At 33.2% G+C, this 25,385-nt stretch carries 19 protein-coding genes and 1 pseudogene; 3 read left to right on the top strand and 17 right to left on the bottom strand.

What is annotated here, in order from left to right; all coding sequences use genetic code 11:
* Positions 1 to 18: 18 nt before the first annotated feature.
* From IDG65_RS04945 to IDG65_RS04920, 6 genes are all read right to left on the bottom strand, one after another.
* Positions 19 to 1,095 carry a Gfo/Idh/MocA family protein gene (locus IDG65_RS04945; protein ID WP_000153474.1) on the bottom strand — a complete coding sequence of 359 codons (1,077 nt, stop codon included), beginning with the start codon at positions 1,093 to 1,095 and terminating at the stop codon, positions 19 to 21.
* Positions 1,096 to 1,168: 73 nt separating this feature from the next.
* Positions 1,169 to 2,008: a sugar ABC transporter permease gene (locus IDG65_RS04940; RefSeq protein ID WP_000162661.1), complete on the bottom strand. Its 840-nt coding sequence runs from the start codon at positions 2,006 to 2,008 to the stop codon at positions 1,169 to 1,171.
* A 1-nt stretch (position 2,009) separates the two neighbouring features.
* Positions 2,010 to 3,278 (bottom strand): sugar ABC transporter permease, encoded by a 1,269-nt coding sequence (locus tag IDG65_RS04935; RefSeq protein WP_000166892.1) that lies wholly within the window; start codon positions 3,276 to 3,278, stop codon positions 2,010 to 2,012.
* A gap of 2 nt (positions 3,279 to 3,280) precedes the next feature.
* Entirely contained in the window at positions 3,281 to 4,552 is a 1,272-nt protein-coding gene (locus tag IDG65_RS04930; RefSeq protein ID WP_000034964.1) for a maltodextrin ABC transporter substrate-binding protein, read from the bottom strand.
* A 12-nt stretch (positions 4,553 to 4,564) separates the two neighbouring features.
* Complete coding sequence (locus tag IDG65_RS04925; protein ID WP_000818914.1) at positions 4,565 to 5,662, bottom strand: ABC transporter ATP-binding protein; 1,098 nt, start codon at positions 5,660 to 5,662, stop codon at positions 4,565 to 4,567.
* 382 nt (positions 5,663 to 6,044) lie between these two features.
* Entirely contained in the window at positions 6,045 to 6,623 is a 579-nt protein-coding gene (locus IDG65_RS04920; protein ID WP_000166915.1) for a M23 family metallopeptidase, read from the bottom strand.
* Between the two features lie 208 nt (positions 6,624 to 6,831).
* On the opposite strand from IDG65_RS04920, the gene IDG65_RS04915 reads away from it, so the two are divergent.
* Positions 6,832 to 7,458, top strand: a complete 627-nt coding sequence (locus IDG65_RS04915) for an FMN-dependent NADH-azoreductase (protein WP_001151451.1) — start codon at positions 6,832 to 6,834, stop codon at positions 7,456 to 7,458.
* Between the two features lie 189 nt (positions 7,459 to 7,647).
* Entirely contained in the window at positions 7,648 to 8,421 is a 774-nt protein-coding gene (locus IDG65_RS04910; protein WP_000643618.1) for a tandem-type lipoprotein, read from the top strand.
* A gap of 312 nt (positions 8,422 to 8,733) precedes the next feature.
* Here the strand turns inward: IDG65_RS04910 and ggt are convergent, their stop codons facing one another.
* Genes ggt through IDG65_RS04890 form a run of 4 tightly spaced genes read right to left on the bottom strand, consistent with a single transcriptional unit; the run spans position 8,734 to position 15,217 of the window.
* The gene (gene ggt / locus IDG65_RS04905) at positions 8,734 to 10,740 is read right to left on the bottom strand and encodes a gamma-glutamyltransferase (protein WP_206174032.1); all 2,007 of its coding nucleotides are present in this window, start codon (positions 10,738 to 10,740) and stop codon (positions 8,734 to 8,736) included.
* Positions 10,741 to 10,777: 37 nt separating this feature from the next.
* Positions 10,778 to 12,553 (bottom strand): ABC transporter substrate-binding protein, encoded by a 1,776-nt coding sequence (locus IDG65_RS04900; RefSeq protein WP_000720814.1) that lies wholly within the window; start codon positions 12,551 to 12,553, stop codon positions 10,778 to 10,780.
* A 16-nt stretch (positions 12,554 to 12,569) separates the two neighbouring features.
* Positions 12,570 to 13,733 carry an ABC transporter permease gene (locus IDG65_RS04895; protein WP_000240097.1) on the bottom strand — a complete coding sequence of 388 codons (1,164 nt, stop codon included), beginning with the start codon at positions 13,731 to 13,733 and terminating at the stop codon, positions 12,570 to 12,572.
* A 5-nt stretch (positions 13,734 to 13,738) separates the two neighbouring features.
* Complete coding sequence (locus IDG65_RS04890) at positions 13,739 to 15,217, bottom strand: ABC transporter permease (RefSeq protein WP_001805583.1); 1,479 nt, start codon at positions 15,215 to 15,217, stop codon at positions 13,739 to 13,741.
* Here IDG65_RS04890 and IDG65_RS04885 point away from each other — a divergent pair.
* Positions 15,174 to 16,766 carry an ABC transporter ATP-binding protein gene (locus IDG65_RS04885; RefSeq protein ID WP_000067360.1) on the top strand — a complete coding sequence of 531 codons (1,593 nt, stop codon included), beginning with the start codon at positions 15,174 to 15,176 and terminating at the stop codon, positions 16,764 to 16,766. The genes IDG65_RS04890 and IDG65_RS04885 overlap by 44 nt on opposite strands.
* A 264-nt stretch (positions 16,767 to 17,030) precedes the next feature.
* On the opposite strand, the gene IDG65_RS04880 is transcribed toward IDG65_RS04885, so the two are convergent.
* The 7 genes and pseudogenes from IDG65_RS04880 to IDG65_RS04850 all read right to left on the bottom strand — a co-directional run.
* Entirely contained in the window at positions 17,031 to 18,143 is a 1,113-nt protein-coding gene (locus tag IDG65_RS04880) for an RES family NAD+ phosphorylase (protein WP_000686458.1), read from the bottom strand.
* Positions 18,130 to 19,053, bottom strand: coding sequence for a sce7725 family protein (locus IDG65_RS04875; protein WP_000291756.1), 924 nt, complete (start codon positions 19,051 to 19,053; stop codon positions 18,130 to 18,132). Before IDG65_RS04875 ends, IDG65_RS04880 begins: the two co-directional genes overlap by 14 nt.
* A gap of 1 nt (position 19,054) precedes the next feature.
* The gene (locus tag IDG65_RS04870; protein WP_000370350.1) at positions 19,055 to 19,897 is read right to left on the bottom strand and encodes a sce7726 family protein; all 843 of its coding nucleotides are present in this window, start codon (positions 19,895 to 19,897) and stop codon (positions 19,055 to 19,057) included.
* A 199-nt stretch (positions 19,898 to 20,096) separates the two neighbouring features.
* Positions 20,097 to 22,886, bottom strand: coding sequence for a type I restriction endonuclease subunit R (locus IDG65_RS04865; protein WP_000331338.1), 2,790 nt, complete (start codon positions 22,884 to 22,886; stop codon positions 20,097 to 20,099).
* Between the two features lie 178 nt (positions 22,887 to 23,064).
* Complete coding sequence (locus IDG65_RS04860; protein WP_000422383.1) at positions 23,065 to 23,919, bottom strand: hypothetical protein; 855 nt, start codon at positions 23,917 to 23,919, stop codon at positions 23,065 to 23,067.
* A gap of 222 nt (positions 23,920 to 24,141) precedes the next feature.
* The gene (rpiRb, locus tag IDG65_RS04855) at positions 24,142 to 25,017 is read right to left on the bottom strand and encodes a pentose phosphate pathway transcriptional regulator RpiRB (protein ID WP_000181826.1); all 876 of its coding nucleotides are present in this window, start codon (positions 25,015 to 25,017) and stop codon (positions 24,142 to 24,144) included.
* A gap of 2 nt (positions 25,018 to 25,019) precedes the next feature.
* A pseudogene (locus IDG65_RS04850) lies at positions 25,020 to 25,385 on the bottom strand (PTS transporter subunit EIIC); the annotation flags it as partial.

The following is a 25,385-nucleotide window of genomic DNA, read 5'->3' as shown; positions in this document are numbered from 1 at the left end:
CCTCCTTACCGTATGATGTTATTCAAAGTAAATTGCTTTGCCTGATTTTGCAGACTGATAAATCGCTTCAAGAATTTTTGTAACTACCATTGCTTGTTCCGGTTTCACAACTGGTTCAGTATCATTTACAACTGCATCAATCCAAGCTTTTGCTTCTTCTTCAGCTTCATCCACTTCATTACCTTCATAAAAGTCGACGCCTTTGTTTTCCAATTCAACGTGTTTGGTATAAAGTGTGCCCATGTCTTCACCATGAATACGTAGACCATCTTTCATATCAGCACCTGCTTTCGTTCCTGATAATGAACATTTTGCCTCATCCACTTCTAAAGAATTAATCGCCCAAGCGGATTCTAAAATGATCGTCGCTCCATTCTTCATTTTAATAAATCCAAACGCAGAATCTTCAACTGTAAATTCATCTGGATTCCATGAACCCCAAGCGTTTGCCGCATGATGCTGTTTATTTAATTTATGGAATGTTGAACCCATCACTGATTCTGGCTCATAATTATCCATCATCCATAACGTTAAATCTAAAGCGTGTGTACCGATATCGATTAATGGTCCTCCACCTTGAGCTTCTTCGTCTAGAAAGACACCCCATGTTGGTACTGCTCGACGACGAATGGCATGTGCCTTTCCGAAGTAAATGTCTCCTAAGTCGCCACGTTGCGCTGCTTGATGTAAAAATTGACTATCTGGTCTGAAGCGATTTTGATAACCTATTGTTAATTTTTTACCTGTTGATTTAGCTGTATCTATCATTTTTTGAGCTTCTGCTGTCGTTTTAGCCATTGGTTTTTCACACATCACATGTTTACCGGCATGCAACCCTGCTACAGTAATTTCACAATGCGAGTCATTTGGCGTACAAACATGGATAACATCAATCGTGTCATCTTTTAACAATGCTTTGTAATCATCATAAACCTTTGCATTGTCAGTTCCGTATGCTTCTGCCGCACTCGCTGCTTTCGAAATGTCTACGTCACAAAATGCGATCATTTCAACATTTTCAACTTTTTGTAAACTTGGCATGTGCTTGCCATTCGCAATACCACCACACCCAATGATTCCAACTTTAATCGTCATCATAACGTCCTCCTTTTAATCTTTATCGTCATTAGTGGTTCTTTATCAATTCTGCCCCACTCCTAATTTCAAACTAACCTTTTGTCGCACCTGTTGTTAAACCTGATACTAAATAGCGTTGCAAGAACAAGAATACGATTGCTATAGGTACTGCAATCATAATTGCCCCTGCTGCAAACACTGTGAAATTATTTGCATACTTATCATTAATAAAGTTGAACAATCCAACTGCTAATGTGAATTTTTCAGGACTTCTTAATAGTATTTTAGGTAATATAAAGTCCATAAATGGCCCCATAAAATTGAACAAAGCAACAACTGCTAAAATCGGCTTAGCTAATGGAAGCATAATTTGTAAGAAAATACGCATATGCCCTGCACCATCAATTTTGGCAGATTCATCAAGTTCTTTTGGAATCGTATCGAAGTAACCTTTCACTAAAAAGGCATTCATCGGTATTGATCCACCAATATATACCAGTGTTAGTCCAAATAAAGAATCTAATAATCCAATTGTATTTAGCAAAATATAGATTGCGACCATTGCCATTAATACAGGGAACATTTGTAAAATCAAAAATGTAATCAGCCCGTATTTACGACCAACAAAGCGATATCTAGAAAAAGCATATGCTGTTAACGTGACAAATATCACACTAAACAGTGCATTTGCAGATGCTACGATAAGCGTATTTTTATACCAAGTCAGGTATTGACTACTGTCATCGAATAGTAAGAATGCATAATTTTTAAATGTTGCATTGTCTGGTATCATTTTGGCACCATACAAGTTCGTACCTGGATTAAGGGAAATGCCAAATGTCCACAGTAGTGGATATAAAATGATGACAAACATCATCGCTATAAAACTGTAAATACCGATTGCTTTTAATATGTTTTTCTTCTTTGTCATCTTATAAACCTCCCTCATCTTTAAACGTACTTGTACGTCTGAATTGAATAAATGCGACAATAGCAACAATAAATCCAATAATTAATGACACAACTGCACCCATGTTAAAGTTGTTAAACTCAAATGTCAGATTATACACCCAAGATATCAAGATATCTGTACTTCCAGCATTCTGCCCTGACACTGGTGGACCACCTTTATTAAATAGATAAATAAGATTAAAATTATTGAAATTACCTGCATATTGCATAATTAACAATGGCGCTGTGGCGTAAATGACATGTGGAAATGTGATATTTCTAAACTTTTGCCAACTAGACGCACCATCCATATCTGCTGCTTCGTACCAATCTGATGAAATACTTTGCAGTACACCAGTGAACAGTGCAAAGACAAATGGGAAACCAAGCCATACTTGAATGCCGATTAATGCCACTTTTGCCCAAAACGGATCACTTAACCATGCTGGTGCTACACCTAATAAAGGTTGCAAAATATCATTATTTATCGCACCAAATTCATCATTAAATAACGCTACAAATATTAAAATTGTCACAAATGATGGTACAGCCCAAGGTAGGATTAACACAGTACGGATAAATTTCTTACCTTTGACAACAGGGTGATTTACAATAATTGCCAAAAACAGCCCTAATGCAATTTGAAGTGTCGTTGCAACAAGCGTCCATACTAATGTCCAAGTAATAACACTGAAAAATGTTTTACGCCAAACGCCAATTGTGAATAACGTTTTGAAGTTATCTAAACCGACCCATTCTAATGTGTGTCTCGGAGGCGCGTTGTATAAATTGTAATTTGTAAATGCTACTCCAAACATAAATATTAATGGAAATACAACTACAAATATCAATAAGAATGTACCTGGTGAGATTAGTAAGTATGGGAAAGTCTTATCCCATGTTGCAACCATACGTGCCTTCGGATCTTTTATTTCCTCATTGCGATTAAATCGTTCAGCATTACGATATGCATCTAAAATATTAATGACATATAGCATGATTGCAAAAGCAACGAGTAAGATAGAAATAATACCTTGTGCAAGTAAGACACGAGAATCGTCTAACTTAGGTACTGTCCCTAATGTGAACAATCCCCAAAAACCAATATTTAAAAAGCTATAAAATACAGAAATAAAACTGATGAAAAAGATAAAAAATATCGTCCCTTTAATGGGTCTTTTATTATAAAACTGTCCCAAACCAGGTATAACAGATAATAATGCTGCTAATTTAGGGTTACGTTTCGTCATAACTAATCTCCTTTCTTATCATTTTGTGATGGATGAAGAATCTTAATATTTTGCGTTATATCATTCGTCGCCTCATCTAACGCTTGTTTAGGATTCTTACCATTTGAGATAAATATGCTTGCATTGCCCATCGGTTCCCAAACTTGTCGCATTTCAGGAATATTAGGCATCGGTTCAGCATGACGTGCTTGCTTTTCAAACACTTTTAAATTTGGATTAGATGATTTCACGTCAACACGTCCAGTAATTTCGCTCATTTCATCTGTATATTTTTGTAATGTATCTTTACTAGTGATATACAACATTAAATCTTTAGCCCAATACTTATGTTTACTATATTCAGATAAATACCAACCACGTACACCGAGAAATGGTTTCATAGGTTTGCCACCATCTGTAGGTAATGTTGTTACTCCTAAATCTTTACCAAACGTTTCTTGATATTCATTAATGTTCCACGGTCCAGTGACAAATTGTCCTACTTTTCCTTCTTTAAAAAGACCAATCATGACATCATGTGTTGCTGCCTTAGGAAGATACCCTTTGTCGTACCATTTTTGTAATCGTTCAGCATTTTTGACGACATGTTTTGAATTTAGTCCTAGCTGATGAATATCATATTCACTGCCATTTTTCTTGAAAATATAATCATCATTGCCGAATAAAAACGGATAATTAAAATAGAAATTTTTAGCATCAAATAACATACCGTATTGTTTCTTTTTACTATCAGTTAGTTTGGCAGCATTAGCTTCAACTTCTTCTAACGTTTGCGGTGCATTTTTCACTAATTTTTTATTATAGAAAAGTGCGGTTGTTTCTACGATAGCTGGCAATGCTAGTTGCTTATTGTCATAATTCATCGCTTTAAGTGCTTGCTTATTGAAACCTTTCAACTCATCTTTTGATAATTTGATTTCAGCAGCTAAGCCTTGTAGATAGGCACTTCCAGTATTATCATGTGCTAAGAAAAAGATATCTGGACCTTTTCCTACAGGAGCGTCTAGCGAAATATTTTCTAGTTGATCATTTTGACCAATATTTACAAGCTTTACTTTGATGCCAGTTTTTTTAGTATATTGATCCGTAATTTTTTTATAAAACGCCATTTGCTTGTCGCCATCCACCCACATCGTAAGTTGGTTAGGCTTGTCTTTAGAATTATCTTTATTCAATGCTTTATCAATATCTTCTTTCGAACGATTAGGGCCACATGCAGTTACGATTAATAACATTACCACGGCTAACGTGATACATTTTAAAATTTTAGACATGAATACTCCCCCTTAGACGATACGATTTCCTGTTTTTTCATCAAAAAAGTGACACTTATTCATATCAAATGCTAGTGTAATCTTGTCGTTCGCCATCACTTGTGTTCTTGAATCTAATTTAGAAATCAATTCCATTCCTTGGAATGTGCTATGTACCATAATTTCTGAACCTAACAGTTCGGATACAACTACTTCAGATTCAAATTGTGTCTCTGGAGAGGTTTGAATAAATATTGGTTCTTCATGAATGTCTTCAGCTCGAATACCTAAAATAATTTCCTTATCTAAGTAGCCAGCAGCTTTTAACTTTTCAAATTTTTTATTATGTAATTTAAAATGGTGTGTTCCTACCTTCAATCCGTCCATTTCAACTGTAGCATTCAACATATTCATTGCTGGTGAGCCGATAAATTGCGCCACAAATATGCAATTAGGGGCATCATATATTTCTCTAGGTGTGCCGACTTGCATAATGTCGCCATCTTTCAAAACAACAATTCGACTAGCCATCGTCAATGCTTCAGTTTGATCATGTGTAACATAAATTGTCGTAGTATTAAGTCGCTTATGTAATTTCAATATTTCTGTGCGCATTTGTACTCGAAGCTTCGCATCAAGATTCGATAATGGTTCATCCATTAAAAAGACTTTCGCATCCCTAACAATAGCTCTACCTAAAGCAACACGTTGACGCTGTCCACCAGATAACGCTTTTGGTTTACGACCAAGATACTCAGTTAATCCTAATATTTCAGCTGCTTCATTAACTTTTTGTTCAATCTCTTTTTTATTTACTTTACGTAGCTTTAGCCCAAATGCCATATTTTCAAAAACAGTCATATGTGGATATAATGCATAGTTTTGAAATACCATCGCAATATCTCTATTCTTTGGTTCAACATCGTTCATGCGTTCCCCATCAATATAAAAATCTCCAGATGTGATAGACTCTAGTCCAGCAACCATTCGTAATGTTGTTGATTTACCACATCCCGATGGTCCAACAAATACAATGAATTCTTTGTCAGTAATATGTAGATTGAAATCTTTCACTACAGTATTGTTGTTATCATACGTCTTTTTAATATGCTCTAACTTTAGTTCTGCCATGTTATGCCTCCCATACTTTGTTTACAGTTTGATTGTGCAATACACTTTGTGAAAACGTTTGCATAAATACTTACATAAATCATATAGTCACTTATTATTAATGTCAATCATAAATTGTAAACGTTTACATTACTGTCAGAATTAAACTTTTATACAGAAAATTGATATAGCGCACAACTATTTTTGGTGTGGCAATAATGATTTTTTACGTGCGATATTTCACTGCCAATGCTAACAACCTTGTCTTACATTTTAAGTAATATCTAAATCAAACAATTATGCCTTAGCATTTCGATTTTCATTGAAAAAAGCAATCATTGTGTAAGTATCATACTCACACAATGATTGCTTAATTTTTTAGACTGCGGGCACTCTTCTATAGCTACAAATCATATAGGCTACGTTCCCCATCAGGTAACTGATCAATAAACGGTTTAGGATCTTCTGCATATGCATTACCTACGCCACCCTTCATTCTTTGAAAATGTAAATGTGCGCCTGTCGTTTGTTTACCTGTATTGCCTGAATATGCAATAATATCACCTGCTTTGACTCGATCACCTACTTTGACATTATATTTGTCTAAGTGTAGATACCACTGGTGATATTCTCCATTGTCTTCGGCAATCTGTAATACCTTGCCGCCTAATTCATTATTAAAGAAACGTGTTACTTTACCATTCGTCGGCGCTTTAATTGGTGTACCTTTTGGCAATGCAAAATCAATGCCATAATGCTTACCATCAAATGGTGAATGTTGATATTTACCAAAAGTCTCAGTAATCCGACTCCCTCTAAAAAAGTCTTCCCATTTTGAGTGTCCTTGTCCTTTATGATTTTGTGTCAATTTATCGGTATATTGGTTAAACCATTTTTGAATGTCATCTATATAAATAATCGTAAATAATAGTGAAAGAAAAATGATAATTGTTGCCAAAATACGTTTTGGTCGCTTTGTCATAGTGGCATCCATCCTTCATATATTTTGGGTATTAAGTATATATTCTAAATCAACTATTTCATAATTAAATGCACTCATACTTTAGTAGTACTGCCAAATATAGATGAAGAAAATGATGGTAATTTGAATATTTTTATTGATATCAAATTTTATATCTAGTATAATAATTATACTTAAGAAAATAACAGAACCAGAGGAGAATTTTCAAATGGCAAAAGTATTATATATTACAGCACACCCTTTTAATGAACTGGTATCAAATTCTATGGCGGCTGGTAAAGCATTTATCGAAACATATCAACAACAACATCCTGATGATGAAGTGAAACATATTGATTTATTTGAAACTTATATTCCAGTTATTGACAAAGATGTATTAACTGGTTGGGGAAAAATGAGCAATGGCGAAACGTTAACTGATGATGAACAAATGAAAGTTTCAAGATTGAGTGACATTTTAGAAGAATTTTTAAGCGCAGATAAATATGTATTTGTAACGCCGATGTGGAACCTTTCTTTCCCACCTGTAGTCAAAGCATATATTGATGCCATTTCAATTGCAGGTAAAACTTTTAAATATTCTGCTGAAGGACCTCAAGGTTTGTTAACTGACAAAAAAGTATTACACATTCAATCACGTGGTGGATATTATACTGAAGGACCTGCTGCTGATTTTGAAATGGGTGACCGTTATTTAAGAACAATTATGACATTCTTAGGTGTGCCATCATATGAAACAATCATTATTGAAGGACACAATGCTGAACCTCATAAGACTGAAGAAATTAAAGCAACTAGTATTAATAATGCTGAAAAATTAGCAACAACTTTTTAAATTTTTAATTACACTGTGTGACTCCTCAAACGTCACACAGTTTTTAATTGTATGCATTTCCTACTTTTTTATAAATACCTATTATTTCCACACATTTAAAGTTTGATATTCACTTTAATACTGATGTAAATATTTTTAAAATATATTATTATAGTGTTAATTAAGTATTTTAAGAAAAGGTGTGAATGTATGAAAGCACATAAAATTTTCTGGTTAAACTTAGCAGCAATTATTATTATTTCAATTGTAGTCAGTGGCGGTATGTTTTTGGCAATGAAGTGGGAACAAATTCATTTGAAAGATGGTCTAAAAAAAGTACTAAGTACATATCCTATTAAAAACTTAGAAACGCTTTATGAAATTGATGGTCACGATAATCCCCATTATGAAAATAATGATCAAGACACATGGTACATAGAATCCTCTTATTCAGTTGTTGGATCAGATGAGCTTTTTAAAGAAGACCGTATGTTGTTAAAGGTAGATAAGAACACACATAAAATAACTGGTGAATATGACACAACTACAAACGATAGAAAAAATGCTACTGACTCGACATACAAAAGTTATCCAGTAAAAGTAGTTAATAATAAAATCGTTTTCACAAAAGACGTAAAAGATCCCACGCTGAAACAAAAAATCGAAAACAATCAATTTTTGATTCAAAATGGTGATTTAACAAGCATTTTAAATAGCAATGATTTGAAAGTCACACATGATCCTACCACTGATTATTATAATTTATCTGGTAAGTTGTCGAATGATAATCCAAACGTTAAACAATTAAAACGTAGATATAATATTCCCAGAAATGCATCAACAAAGGTGGAATTAAAGGGAATGAGTGATTTAAAAGGCAATAATCATCAAGATCAGAAACTTTATTTTTATTTTTCAAGTCCTGGAAAAAACCAAATTATATACACAGAAAGCCTTACTTATAATAAATTAAGTGAACATTAATACTTATGATATAATTATAGAAATAACCAAATCATTTATTATCGTTTAACATACTAAAATCACACATTATAAAAACGCCTCACATCATTCATTTAATTGTACCGAATCACATCAAGTTAGATTTTAGACTAACTATTGTGGTGTACATCAAAAACGAATTTGTGGGGCGTTTTATATTTTACAAAGGCGACTAGCGTTTCTTATAACAACTTCAACATTACTACACTCAAGCATCACTCTAAAGTTTGAAATCGAACCCTTTCGTTCAACAAAAATCAAAATCCACTTCAAACTATATATCAAATACATAAATTATCTTGTGATACTATCTCGATCATATCTATAGTATGCATTTATGTTTGCTTTCACTGAATGATACGTTTCATCAGTTAAGTATAAACTGTCATCCTTTAAGGTAACTTGATAACCTTTCTTCCGTGCCAACCAGGCAATATCTATATAATTTTTTCCGGCGATTTCATAACTTCTTAAATCTTCAATATGCACACTAACTTCAGGGAAAATGATTCTAATAACACTTTCATCAACCCAATATTTGTCATACATCCACCGCACTTGTTCAGCATATAATGGCAACTGCATATCATTGAAATATACTCGATGGGTGTCATTATCGTATATTTTCGGACTAGGTAATGGTTCTTTTCTAATTGATAATACATCGCCACCTATCACTGTGCCTTCTCTCGTATCATCAGCACCTCCCGACGCGTCACGTGTATTCAAGTCAACCTGTAGTCCATGTACATCTCCAATATAGGCATCTGGTTTATGTTCCATTGCATGTCCACGTGCAATCAATGCTAATATTGTAGATTGTGAAAATTGAGGCTCCCATTCAATGCGATTAGGATGGCTACTATAAACTCTAGGTTCATCTATAGCCTGCTGAATATCCATGCCAAACACTAATACATTGATTAATGTTTGCGCAACACTAGCAATGATACTTATGGCACCAGGTGCACCTACTGTTAATATCGGCTTCCCGTGATACATCACAATCGTTGGAGCCATGTTACTTAGTGGTCGTTTATATGGTGCAATTTCATTAATACCACCATCTACTACATCAAAGCCATCCATTGTCGTATTCAATAACACACCGTAGCCTGGAATCGTAATACCTGAACCATAAATCATACCAATTGATGTCGTAAATGAAGCAATATTACCTTCCTTATCAATCACACAAAAATGAGTTGTTTTGGTATGATTTTCTTCAACATCTGTATGACTAATGCAATCAGACACAACACCATGCTCTATATCAATATTTGCTTTATTGCTATCAATGAGCGTACTGCGTGCTTTTAAATAATCGTCATCAATTAATGACTGTACAGGCACCTCATGAAAATTATCATCCGCCAAGTATTGCGCACGATCACTATATGCTAAATGCATCGCTTGTATCAAATGATGCAAGTAATCAACAGATCTTGGACCCATAGATGGTAAATCGACATGTTCTAATAACTTCAATATTTGAATTACCGTGATACCGCCAGAACTAGATGGTCCCATTGAATAAATGTCATAGTCTTTAAATGTTGCACTGATTGGCGCTTTAATCTGAATGTCATATTTGGCTAGATCCTCTAAAGTGATTGTCCCACCACATGCTTTGACAACATTGACTAATTGTTTCGCAATGTCACCTTTATAAAATGCATTAAACCCTTGTTCTCTTAATATTTGAAATGTCTTACCTAATTCGGGTTGTACAATCCAATCACCTTCACGCCAATATTGATTTTCATGCGTAAATACTTGCGCCGTTTCGTGATACTTTGTCAATCGTGCGTGTTGCTGGCGCGAATATTTTTCAGTAGCCCAATTGGCTGAATGACCTTCAATGGCTAGTTCAATTGCAGGATTAATTAAATCTTCCAATGACAATTTAGCATAACGCTTGTGAATATAATCAAACAGCTTTGGAATTGCTGGCACAGCGACAGTTTTACCATGTGTAGTCATATCAAAAAATGATTTATATTCGCCTGAATCATCTAGATAAAATTGTTTGTCTACATGTGCAGGGGCTGTCTCACGCGCATCAAACGCAGTTATACTGCCAGTACTTTGCTCATAATATAACAAGTACCCGCCACCACCAATACCTGATGCAAATGGTTCTACCACATTCAATGCCAGTTGAATTGCAATCACTGCATCCATGGCGTTGCCACCTTGATCTAATACATCCTTACCAATTTTAGCCGCAAGAGGATGTGATACGGAAATTAACCCTTCTTTAGATGTTTTTGTCTGTTTGTCATTTAAGTTAATGACCATTCTATATCCTCCTACTTTCTGTTAAATATTTAAAACATTATTGATTAATGGCTTTTTCTACTTTTTCTAAATCTTGACGTTGCTCGTTACCAGTATCGACAAGTGGTGTAATCGGTGATGCAATTTTAAATTTATCGCCACGATAAAACTTAATAAATTGATCCTGATTTATCGCATTAACTACTGCTTGTCTCAAGTTTGGATGCGTCTTAAATATACCTTTTTTAATATTTAGCATTAAAAAGACTGATTTGCGTCCATTTTTGCGAATAATGCTTAAATTTTTATCCGACTTAATTAAATCAAAATGTTTTTGATTCACATCTGCCAACATATCAATTGAATGATTTCTAAGTTCTGACAATGCATTATTCGGGTCACCATTAAACTTCAATGTAATATTTTTAATTTTAGCTGGTCCATAACTACCTTTTTCTGTTTCGTTGAATCCTGGATTACGTTGAAACGTTGCTTGATATGCATTTTTCTGTGTCATAATGTATGCACCACTTGCATAAAGCGCATTTTTTCCATCTGAATTTGCAGGAATTGTACTGCTATCCCCATATCCTTTTGGATATTCTTGATTTACTTGATTAACAAATTTTTTAGATAAAATGCCTGCCGAAGAGTGTGTTAAGTAATTTACCTCTCGAGGCATCGATTGATCTGTCGTAATTTTAACAATTTGATAAATACCGTCTTTATTATTTACTTTTTGACCATCTGTCGTTAACGATTTGACGTTATACGCTTTAATCAACTTATCATAGATTGATTTATCGTCCTTGTCTTTCTCTTTACGCAACTGATCGATGTCCTCATCTTTTAATATCTTGATGTCATTTATATGTTTGTGCATATTGTAAGTATTATTGTTAGGCACAGACTTTTTATCACGTGCTCTATCTAAAGAAAACTTAACATCTTCAGCCGATACACGCTCTCCAGTATTACGTGCTTGTCCATTGACCACTTTCGCAAAATAATCATCATCTCTTAACAAGAAATAAAACGCTTTATTGTCCTTATTCACAGCATAATCACGACTTAACGAACCTTTCGTTGTTAAGTGATCATTTTCATCTAATAATAATAACCTTGTGTACATATTCATATTAATTGAATATACTGACGGCGCAATTGAACGTATTGGATCCAATGTAGGAATTTCACCATCTTGTTGTGTCATCACAAGTGGCCGCGTATCTCGTTCTCTACTATTGTTGTAATCAAATTGTTGCCATATTAATGCACGTGAATTTGGCAATCCAACACTATTTTTATCTAACACTTTATTGTCATATACTAAATTCTTTTTTGATCCATATAATGGCGCCATATACCCTTTATCAAATACAACTTCATCTTCAATTTGCTTATATGTTTGTTTAACATCTGCTTCATTTTGAGTAGAAGCTTTATTTAACAACTGGTCTACATGTTTATCTTTCAATAAACTATTTGATCCTGTAGAACTAAATAATGCCGTCATAGCATAGTTCGGGTCACCAAAAACTGTCATCCAGTCATCGATTTGGATATCATAATTGCCGGCTTGACGTTGTGTACGATAGCTACCATAATCTGGTTGGATATTCATCTTCACGTTAAATCCTGCATTTTCCAATTGATCTTTGACGATATTCATATCATTTTCATAACTTGCTTGTCCTAGGAAATGTATTGTTGGTCGCTCGCCTTTCACTTCAACTTTCGATGACTTTTGAGCCACTTCTGATTTCGTAGGGACACCACAACCACTTAATACCAACGCTAAAACTATAATTGCGATACTAATGATTTTCTTCACATCTATCCCTACCTTTTTAATGAATTCTTGGATCTAGTGCATCACGCACTGCATCACCTATAAAATTAAATGCTAAAACGACGAACATAATACAAACACCAGGTACAATAGCTAAATTACTGTGCGTTTCCAAGTAGTTACTACCGGTACGTAAAATGTTGCCCCATTCAGCTACATCAGGTGCAACACCAAGTCCTAGGAAACTTAAACTACTTGTTGTTAATACAACCACACCTATATTTAATGAAAAACGTACAATCATAGGCGCAATCGCATTCGGTAAAATATAACGCCATATGATATTCCAAGTGTTTTCACCAGTGATACGCGCTGCATCTACATATTCCATGCGTTTAATTTCTAAAACACTGGCACGCATTGTCCGTGCAAATGATGGTATATTACCGATACTTAAAGCAATAATTAAATTGGGAATACTTGCTCCAAATGATGCAATAATTGCCACCGCTAACAATAATGATGGAATTGCAAACACTACATCTAAAATTCGCATTATTAAATTATCAATATGATTAAAATAACCTGCGATAGTGCCTAGTAACACACCAAAAATAACTGCAATAACTACTGAAATAATTGAAATTGAAAATGTCAGCTTCGTTCCGACAACTACGCGTGTAAATAAGTCTCTACCGAAATCATCAGTACCAAACGGATAGGCTAGACTCGGTCCATGTAACAGTGCATTGAACTGATTTTTAGTAGCCAATGTCGTATCAAATGTAAATTGTGACACAATTGATAATGTCAGCATGTAGACTAAAATAAGTAACCCGATAATCGCAATACGATGTCTAGTAGTTTTTCGTATAAACGATTCCCAGCCGTTATAACTATGTATTTGCGATGTACGTTCATAACGTCTAATACTTACAAACATTAATAATGTAAATACGTTGCCTGTTAATGTCATCAATAATAACAACACTTCGACAATACGTCGCCATAGGTCATGATGCTTCCATGTTTGTTCCGTTGTTAAGATGATAATTAAAATGATAGTTAAAACGATTAGCAATGTTTCAGCAATATAGAACGTATCGGCCACATAACCTTTAAAAAGATTTAATGCACTCGTTAATATAACTAAAATATAAGTTGCAATAGCATAACTTGCGAATAGTTTTAAGGAAGCTATCTTTGTTGTAAGTTTTACCATATGCCTCACTTCCTTTCGTTAATTTCACTACGTAATTTTGGATCGATTAAAGCATAAAATATATCAATAATTAAGTTTGCTAAAGATATTACAATTGATATATATACGACCCCACCCATGACTGCTGGGATATCAGGTATTAGTTGTTTTTGGACGATATAACGACCGATACCATTAATGTTAAATACTTGTTCCGTCACTGCTGAACCGCCTAGTAACTCTGCCACTAGAAGACCAACTAGCGTTACAATTGGAATAATGGCATTTTTCAAAATATGTTTAATAACTACTTGTGTCGTCGATAATCCTTTTGCATAAGCAGTTAAAACATAATCACTGCGCATTACTTCAAGTACAGAAGACCTTGTCATACGCGTGATAGAAGCAGCAATACTTGTTCCAATGACAAGTACAGGTAAAATCAACGATATTGGATGTTCTGGCATATAAGATGGTGGCAAAATATCCAATTTCAATGAGAACGCTAAAATGAATAATAGCCCTTGCCAGAAACTTGGAATAGATAAACCAATTAATGCAATTATCATTAACGTGATATCAAGCCAACTATTTCGCTTCATCGCACTGATAATTCCAATTGGTATCGCAATAATTAATGCCACAATTAGCGCTAATACTGCGACAATTATTGTAATTGGAATTCTTTCGCCAACTGCTTTAGTCACAACCTCATTCCCTTTGTAAGTCGTACCTAAGTCAAAAGTAAAAACACCCTTGATGGTATCCCACAATTGAATAAAATAAGGTTCGTTAAGATGATGTAATACATTGAATTGATGTATCTGTGCCTTTGTTGCATTTTGTCCCAGTATGCTATAAGCCGCATCAAGCGGTGAAAAATACAGAATGGTAAACACACTGACAATAACACCAATGATGACAATCACAGCCATGACAATTCGCTCAAAAATATATCTAACTAATGGCTGTAAATAAATAGTCAATAAGATGAACATCGGCAAGGCCAATATCACTTTGATAATGATGAACTTATGAAATAATACATTTTCAAAGTATGTTGAAAAATGTGCTTGTTCAATATTCTTTGAATTCGTATTAGAACTTTGTGCCTTGAATATTTTTAATGCTTCTTTATGTATTTGTGTGGATAACTTTTGCTGCGATAAATATTTATATTTTTGATGTAACGCCTGTTCGATTTCTGAAATTTCAGAATTATTAGCGTAAAAATTTTTCCTCTTAGCAGAAAAGAAAAACTTTATCACTGCATATAAAAATATTGGCAAGCTTAATACCGATAATACAAACTTGTAAAATGCCTTGTGATACAACGACTTAAAAGATTCTAAATAAGTAATTATGATAATCACTCCTTGTAAAATAATCTTGAGTAGATTACTATGATATACAAAAGTATAGAATAAATTTACACATTTGTGAATAGGGAGGCACAACATCATGTCAAATTTATTAGAAGTCAACAGTCTGAATGTACAATTCAATTATGATGAAACTACAGTTCAAGCGGTAAAAAACGTCTCTTTCGAATTACGAAAAAAACATATCCTAGGTATTGTTGGTGAATCAGGATCAGGAAAAAGTATTACTGCTAAATCTATTTTAGGGCTACTACCAGATTATCCAGATCACACATTAACAGGAGAAATTATTTTTAATGGGCAATCGTTAACTAATTTATCAACTTCAGCGTTACAACAAATTCGAGGCAAGGATATTTCAATGATTTTTCAAGATCCACTCTCTTCGTTGAATCCAAGATTAACGATTGGCAAACAAATTACAGAAGTACTATTTCAACATAAACGTGTATCTAAATCTGAAGCAAAGTCGATGACAATAGACATTTTAGAAAAAGTAGGTATAAAACATGCAACTCGACAATTTGATGCTTATCCACATGAACTTTCTGGTGGTATGCGTCAACGTGTCATGATAGCAATGGCATTGATTTTAAAGCCACAAATTTTAATCGCAGATGAACCAACAACGGCATTAGATGCCAGTACACAAAATCAATTACTGCAGTTAATGAAGTCCCTTTATGAGTACACAGAAACATCTATTATTTTTATCACTCACGATTTAGGCGCTGTGTATCAATTTTGCGACGATGTGATTGTAATGAAAGATGGAAGTGTCGTTGAAAGTGGCACGGTTGAAAGTATTTTTAAATCGCCACAACATACCTATACGAAACGCTTAATAGATGCGATTCCAGATATTCATCAAACGCGTCCGCCAAGACCGTTAAACAATGATATTTTATTAAAATTCGATCGCGTGAGCGTGGATTACAAGTTACCAAGTGGCAGCCTATACCGAGCAGTTAATGATATTAACTTGGCTATTAGAAAAGGCGAAACATTAGGCATTGTCGGTGAGTCAGGGTCAGGGAAATCGACATTAGCTAAGACGGTCGTCGGTCTAAAGGAAGTGTCAGAAGGCTTTATTTGGTATAACGAATTACCATTAAGTTTATTTAAAGATGATGAATTGAAAGCTTTACGACAAGAGATACAAATGATTTTCCAAGATCCATTCGCATCTATTAATCCAAGATTTAAAGTCATTGATGTGATTAAACGACCACTAATCATTCACGGGAAAGTCAAAGATAATGATGATATTATTGAAATTATCGTATCGTTGTTAGAAAAAGTTGGCCTAGATCAAAGTTTCTTATATCGCTATCCACACGAATTATCTGGTGGGCAACGCCAGCGTGTAAGTATCGCGAGAGCACTTGCTGTAGAATCTAAAGTGATTGTTTGCGACGAGGCAGTGTCCGCTTTAGACGTTTCAATTCAAAAAGATATCATCGAGTTATTAAAACAATTACAGTTAGACTTCGGCATTACTTATTTATTCATCACACATGACATGGGTGTTATCAATGAAATATGTGATCGCGTTGCAGTTATGAAAAATGGCGAAATCGTTGAACTTAATAACACAGAAGATATTATCAAACATCCGCAGTCAGACTATGCAAAGCAACTTATTTCAGAAGTAGCAGTTATTGCTAAATAAAAGTCATGCGTTGTGTAACTTTATCACTGTATGGTCTGGAATAAATCAGGCAATCTCTGATGTGTTATGTTAGATGACTTTGTCATACTAACTATATTGTGTTAAGTTAGGGCTCGGCACCATATCAAGTTTTAGGTGCTTTGCCATGATTTAAGAGTCACCCCCATACTTTGGGCATTTTGACGCCAGAATAAATCCCCCGCTACTATGTGAAGTGCGGGGGATTATTTATATTTTATTAGAATATTCAGATTTTTGAGTGTGTCAACTTAGCTTAGTCAATGTATATTTAACATCACTTACTCTTTTTCTTTCATAATTAACACATTCAAATAAACTTTGATCAAAAAACACAAAGTTAAAAGTACCATCTTGCAATATGCTCTCATACATTATCCCGTCATATTTAAGGCTTCGAATATAATCAGCTAAATATTGAAATGGCAAATAATCTATTCCTTGTTCATCGCTTGGATTTGTTATTCCTTTATGAATCTTTTTTAATGTTTGGTAATTTACAAAATACTTTCTAAATCCATCATCGCCAGCTTTGATTGCATTACTAGTTAAATTAGTTAAATTCGCAATTTTCAATTTCTCTTTTGTAACGTTTTTTTGTAACTTAACCTTACCTATATAAATAATGTCATTATGCTTAGGTTTAACTTCTTCTATACTGACCTGTTCTTTTGTACTAAGGTATAATACGCTTATCCATTTAGAATTCAATCTTCCTGCCGTTGCAAATCCCTTTGGTGGTGACATTAGTTCACTTTTCTCTGTAATGAACTTAACTATTCTAGATCTATATAATGGTTCAAATCTTTCTCTAAATTCCTCAATACTATAGTAATTAGTAGTGATATCGAGAAAGAACGCTAAATTCTCTAAATTAATCATATTATTATGAAATCTATTGTTATACTTCAAGCTCTCACAAAATCCATCCCAGTCATTATTTGCTACAATTAGATTTTCATTTGTATATTTTTTATCGTTTATGATTTTAGCGCCTACTAAATCTTCCAACACTCGTCTATCTAAATTTTCATCATCTTTAAAAAGTTCATTTAAAATACAACTTATTTGAGCTTCCTCAACTTTAAATATACTCCAGTCGTCTTTTAATGCTATTTCAATCTTTTTACCTTCTTTTGGGCTAAAAGTATCTGGTAAATTTATACTAATATCATATAATTCTAATGCTGGTCTTAAATAATCTCTAATAAGTTCTAATTTATCTTTGTCCTTAGTCGTATCAAATATTTTAACACCAAGATGATTGTTATCAATATCACAATTGTCAATTTTGCTATTATCATTTGCAATGATTTCTACGATTTCAGTATTATTAAAACATTTTTCACATATTTTCATTTTGAGACTCCAAGTATCTATTCATAATTTCTAGATGATGCATGATAGATAACCTTTTAATTAAACCTAAGCCTGGATACTTATTATTTTCATTTAATTCTTCAAATTGTCCAAGCGCATAAGATCTATTTTTAATATCTAAGTTTTTTGACCATGTTACTAATTTATCTACAGCCTCAAAAAACTTTTTACCTGGATTTGATCTATCATTATTAGAATCAGAGACAAAATGCTTAACTCTTAGCTCATTAGCCTCATCAAAATAGACAATATGTATCGCAATAGCTAATGGCGAAAAGCCACCGTCTACATATTCTCCACCTATAACAGAATAGTCTGAAAATGCTACGTATCCATCTTCCTTATAATAAAGGTGATCGTCGCTATAAAACTCGTCATCATTATCTAAATAATCAACATTACGACTTAGTTTATTAAAAGGATCCATAATGATGCCTTTGTTTGGAATATTACGCAATTTACGTTTAATGTGTCTATCATCTGGTATAAAAACCATTTCAAGTTTATTTTTATCTCCAAACATTTCCCAGTCATCTACACTTGTTAAAATAGCTAAACTATTACTTGAAAATTGCTGTTTCAACCTATCATTGCCTTCATCAGAAGGACCCAAGTAAGCTTTTTGAATAACACTTTTGTTTTTTGTTATTATTTCAGTTAAATGTTCAACAGTTTCGTTACTAATCTCTTCTTCAGTTAACTTTGAATTTACTACTAAATTTATAGAGAATGCTTTTTCACCACAGTATTGCAAAGTATTTTTAAATGTGGTTGTATATTTAATTGGTTCAATTATAGGTTGAATACAATCACCAATCAAACCTTTCTCTAACAATTCTTTAATTGCAAATAGTTCATTTTGTTTCCCACGCAAATAAGGATAATACATATTAATCCTCCTTAAGAAAATGATATAGTTTATTTTTATCTTTCTTTGTCATTTTTGCGAAATATAACAAGAACTTAATTTCAGTCGGAGCTGCTAAAAATTCATCTTTGTATTCTTTCATGTTGCCTCTTTTTTTCAACTCAGAAATCATATTGTTATGCAGTTTCGTCATTGGTATTTCTTTAAACACGTCAAATAACACATCATACTCTGTGAAATCATTATAAGTTGGTACATCCATATGATTTTGTGCAATAACTCTTTTTCTTTCTTCTTTTCGTAAAAAGTTGTACATCGCTTTCGTGTTTAAGAGACTATTGTTTTCTTTAGGTTTTTGAACTTCACTCAGTGTATTTCTAGTTGTTAACACTAAAATTCCAACTGTTGTATCTTTGTATCTAGCCATAACTTTATTCAGATGTTTGTTATTTGTAATGACTACGACATAATTAAACACTTCATAATAATCATTAATTTGATTATCTAATCTATCCAACTTATCTAATTCTGTTTTAATCTCATAGACAACGCCTTTGCCGTTTAACAATATAAAATCAGCAATACTTTTCCCTATGGGCATCTCAGAAAGTGCAGTAGTTGTATTAACAGAATGTCGTCCTAGAAGGAGTTTATTAAGCATTGTGTTTTTGTAAAAATATTCGTTACGATAAGACTTTTTAAGATAGTTATATAAAGACTTCATTTTCTGTATTACATTGATATTTTTAGGTCCCTGTATATAAAAATCATATGCCTCATCAACAACATCACTTTTATTTTTGATTGCAATTTGATGTAATATCTTTTGACTAAAAACACGATTAATCATATTTCTATTATCCATAGCTACGCACCTCCTTCAACATACATTTAATACTTATCCTGTTAATATTATAAACTATTTTAAATGCCTATAGACATTATTTCTATACACATACGATGATAAAATTTTATTGAAACCAAGTGATGATTGCAAAATAAATGAGCCTTTTCTAATGAAATAATTATGCCCCCTACACTAATCTAGCGAGGGGGCTGAATCATTACACACCGTATTTTTCAGTTGTTTCTGCCACGAAAGATTCAATGGCTTTTCTTGCTTTACGTTTTTCTTTTAATGGCAAATCACCAATCATTTTTTTAAGGTGATGTGGGTTTACAACACCACTATACTGATAGTCATTTGAAATTGTTTTTAGGGCTTGTTCATCGATAGATCTCTCTCCAGCAAATCCTTTGAACTCCGCTTCTTTTTTAATACTTTCGAAATTAACATATTCTTGATCGATATCATCATCCTTATTTAAAGAAGGTACAACATTGTCGATGAATTCTCTAATTAGATCTCGTTTTAACCTCAATGTCGGATCATCTGCATGATCTAAAATGCGTCTAATTTGTTCTTGGTTACGACGTTGTTCCGCTTTGTCTTCAAGATCAATTTGTCTCAATATATTCATAATATAATTCACATTAATCGTATCATTACGCATCATTTCTATTTCGAAATCAATATCATTTAAAATGGATACTTTATTTTTCTCAGCCGTCGCTCTTTTTACTTGATCGTACACAGCTAAATATTTACTTTTATAGTCTTCATTCTCTTGTTCATCCATTCCAATTTCATCAATTGTAAACTCAAACTCGTCAAATGCTTTTAAACGTAATATTATTTTAGCTAATAAACGATAAGCTTCAACAAAGCGCTTTAGCTCTTCTTCATCTTGAATGTCATCAACCATGTGTGGTGTCGGCACAATCATTTTAAGCTCACGATAAGCGTCCATAAATTCTTTTTTATACTCTTCATAACTACGCATTAAAATTGTATCCGTATCATTTGTTTGTGAGAATACTCTCAGTGCATCGTCTGTCTCTTTTTTCAAGTCACGATAGTTTACAATTTTACCAAATGGCTTTGATTCTTTTTCAACCCTATTTGTACGTGAATACGCTTGAATTAAATCATGATACATTAAATTCTTATCAACATATAAAGTGTTCAGTACTTTACTATCAAAACCAGTTAAGAACATATTAACAACGATTAAGATATCAATTTTACTATCTTTAACGCCCTTTTTAACGTTTTTTGAAATATGATTAAAATACTCATTAGTTGTGTCTGTTGAAAAATTCGTCTCGAACTTTTTATTATAATCGCTAATCATTATCTCTAATTTTTCACGTGAATGATATGGCACTTCACCATCACGATCATCTTCATTAGGTTTAAACGTAAATATACCAGCTACCGTTAATGGTTGTTCCAACTTTTTGTTAAGTCGCTTAAATGTCTCATAATATTTAATAAGCGCGTGAATACTTTGGACTGTAAATATACTTGAATATTGACGATTACGTGTATATTTATCATGATTATTGATGATATGTCGTGTTACTAATTCCACACGTTTATCCGCTAACCATACTTCTTCCGTATCAATTGCTTCAACCATGCTGTTATCTTCTGCTTTTAAAGCTTTATTTTTAAAAGTATTAATATAGTCAACTGAGAAACCAAGTACATTACCATCATGAATGGCATCTCTAATTAAATACGTATGTAAGCATCTACCGAAAATATCTGCAGTTGTTCTACCATCTTGACTACTATTTTCTGGAAAACGTGGCGTACCAGTGAACCCAAAGTATTGGGCATTTTTGAAATGTTGTTTAACTAGACGATGCATGTCACCAAATTGACTGCGATGACACTCATCAATAATAAATACAACTTTATTCGTTTTATACTGTTCTAATAAATGGGCATTACCTTGAATCGCTTTAGCCATTTTTTGAATCGTCGTTACAATAAGTGGCAAACTTTTATCATTTAGTTGGCGTACCAGTTGCGAGGTATTAAAAGTTTTGTCTACAGCACCCTTAGCAAATTTATTAAATTCCTCTTCTGTTTGACTATCCAAGTCTTTGCGGTCAACCAAAAAGATAACTTTCTTAATGTCATCTTGCTGTGATAAAATCTGACTCGCTTTAAAAGAAGTCAACGTCTTACCACTTCCAGTTGTATGCCAAATATATCCATTATTCCCTGTCTCAGTCGCTTGTTGAATTAGTGCTTCTACCGCATACACTTGATACGGGCGCATTGCCATCAGTATTCTATCTGTTTCATTAATAATCATATAGCGCGATATCATCTTAGCTAATTGACAAGGTCTCATAAATGACTCAGCAAACGATTGTAATGTATTGATTCGGTTATTCTGTTTATCACTCCAATAAAACATGTGACTCTTCAATAGTTCGCTATCATTATTAGAAAAGTATCGCGTTTCAACACCATTACTAATGATAAACATTTGTATGTAGCGGAATAAGCCTGTGTAATTTTGTTTACGGTAACGTTTTACTTGGTTAAACGCCTCATTAATATCAATGCCTCGACGTTTCAATTCAACTTGGACAAGGGGTAGTCCATTGATTAATATCGTTACATCATAACGTGCTTTATATGTATCCTCGACAGATACTTGATTCGTCACTTGAAACTTATTTTTACACCAACTTTTCGTATCTAAAAACGACAAATAAATCTCAGACTCATCATCACGTCTAAGTGGTAATTTATCACGTAAAATACGGGCACTCTCGAAAATACTTTTCCCATCAATCATCGTTAACAGACGTTGAAATTCTTTATCTGTTAAGGGATTGCCTTCTAATTTGTCCGCATGACGCTCATTTAAAATCGTTCTAAAATTATCAAGCAATTGCTTATTATCACGTATCGTTACTCTTTCGTAACCCAATTGTTCAAGTTGATTCATCATTTCATTTTCTAATGCGTATTCACTTTGGTATGCCATTCATATCCCCTTCCATACACTTTCTATTGCTCTAAATATATCATAAACTTTAATGAAAAATGTTTGTTTTTTATCTTCAAACGTAAATTTATTCTAATTTTATTGTCTTATCTTTTAATATTTGTCTTTGAGGTAAGTCGTATACTAAAAACACCAACACACACTATCCTTTATATTTTTATACTTCTATGCCAGAGTTCAACTTTTGAATATATTGTGTCCTCAATTGTTTGTTCTCTGTATATATTTTATTGAATATGATTGATTGAAAAACAAAAGTGAAAATGTACATCACAATTGGAATAAAAGCATTATAAATGCCATTATCAAAATAGGATAAAGAAAAAATAAATAAAGTGAACACTATCGGCATTGTAAAACGACATAAAATAATAGACCAATTATTTATAAAAAGCCAACTTCTTATTAAGTTTTTTCTATTCAGCGTAATGATATGGAATATTTTGTCGTTTTTATTTTGATAAAAACTTTCAACTTTTTCATAGTGTCCATATATGGTTTGATTTAGGTTAATTATTTTGTAGTTTGATCCAGGTTCGTAAAGGTCATTATTGCCAACTTTAAAACAATCTTTAATTAATGTACTTTCTTTGTTTACAACAAACCTATAGGGATGTATGTAATCACAATTTTCACACATTTTATATAATTGAAATCTATTAACAATCGCTAAATAATTTCTGTAAGTTGAAATAGCTATAAATAAGATTAATCCATAACTTATGCCTATTAATGAAAACCATATTGTATTAATAAATTCACTATGAGGTCTTTCTAGCAGTTTAATATATATTTTATAATTCAAAAATCCTAAAAGAAAATACATTGGTAACACTGTGCCAATCATAATAATTGCCCTATCGAATATTCTATATTTATTTTCAGTATTAATGATTTTTGAATACCAACTTTTTAACTCAGGAAATATTACAGACGTGAAAATTGTTAGCGATAAAGTAACCATTATCTTATTGTTTTCTTTTACAAAATTAATCATCTCGTTAAGTTCCAAATTAATTCCCCCTTAATAACAGCATTTAATTTCCATCTATGAAAAAAGCAAAGCTCAAATCTGAACTTTGCTTTAATTTGTCACGCCTTTATCATTTTCAAAATAGCCTCTATGCCAGTTTTACAAACTTGTAGCAACAATTTTTCATCAAGCAACTGAATCACATCAAAAACTTCAATTGTTTACGTTGCAACTAACTTTATATTAGAACGCGCACAATATCTAATGTTTAAAATCTATCGTCGCAAGATGCTTCCTGTAATTATCAAGTGCCATTTTCGATTGGGTTATACAATCTAGAATCGCATGATAATTTAATGCTACAAATCGATAGTACAATATATCTACCGTGAATAACTGTGCAAATAGTGACGTTGTAGCCGCCATACGCATTTCATTTTCATCAGTTCTGCCATAAATCAATGCATAGTCTGCAATTTGAGCCACTGGATTATTAGCTGTACTAGATATAGTTATGATGGGAATACTGTAATGTGTGGCCACCTGTGCAATTGACTGCAATTCACTATGACTACCTTGATTCGTCACAAAAATCATGCAATCTCTATCATCATGCGTCGCAAATGTTGACACAAGTAAATGCGTTTCATGTAATAACCTGACATTTAAGCCAATACGAGATAACTTTTGAAAAAGATCACCAATAGTCAAACTCGATGCGCCAAATCCAAATAAAAATATTGTCCTGGCATTTTTCAACACATCACAAATTGCATCAATTTGCGCATCCATAATATTAGTAGCTACAAATCGCATCGTATTCGTTGCTCTAGCAATCATTTTATTTTTCAAAGTTTCTACAGGTTCATTTTCAATCAATTCCAAATGTGGATTGGTTGCAATATCTTCGGGTAAGTATCGAGATATCGCAATCTTTAGCTCTTGAAAACCTTGATGTGTCATTTTCCGACTAAATCTAACAATTGATGCTGTACTAACATTCGTAACATCTGCCAAATCATTCACAGTCATATCAATGATTTTATGTGGATTCTTTAAAATGTAATCAGCGATTATCTTTTCTGTCTTCGTAAAATCACTCAACTGCTTATCAATGCGATATAAAATATTTGTCATCATTAATCACCCAACAAATCTGTCTGTCGCATCGCCTTTGTCGTTCCAAATAAATATGTACAAACGAATCCACCAGCATACGCAGCAAGTAACCCTGCAATATAACCTAAATACATATTATCTGAGATTAATGGTAATAGTGACACACCACTTGGGCCTATTGCTTTGGCACCAATATGTCCAATTCCACCTATTACAGCACCACCAATACCACCGCCAATACAAGCAGTTAAGAAAGGTCGACCTAATGGCAAAGTCACACCATAGATTAATGGTTCTCCAATACCTAGGAAACCAACTGGCAATGCACCTTTTAAAGTATTACGTAATGTTGTGTTGCGTTTACATCTTACCCAAAGTGCTAATGC

The sequence above is a fragment of the Staphylococcus sp. EG-SA-17 genome, from assembly GCF_017151845.1.
Classification (GTDB): Bacteria; Bacillota; Bacilli; order Staphylococcales; family Staphylococcaceae; genus Staphylococcus; species Staphylococcus aureus.
This window is presented reverse-complemented; position numbering and strand designations above follow the sequence as displayed.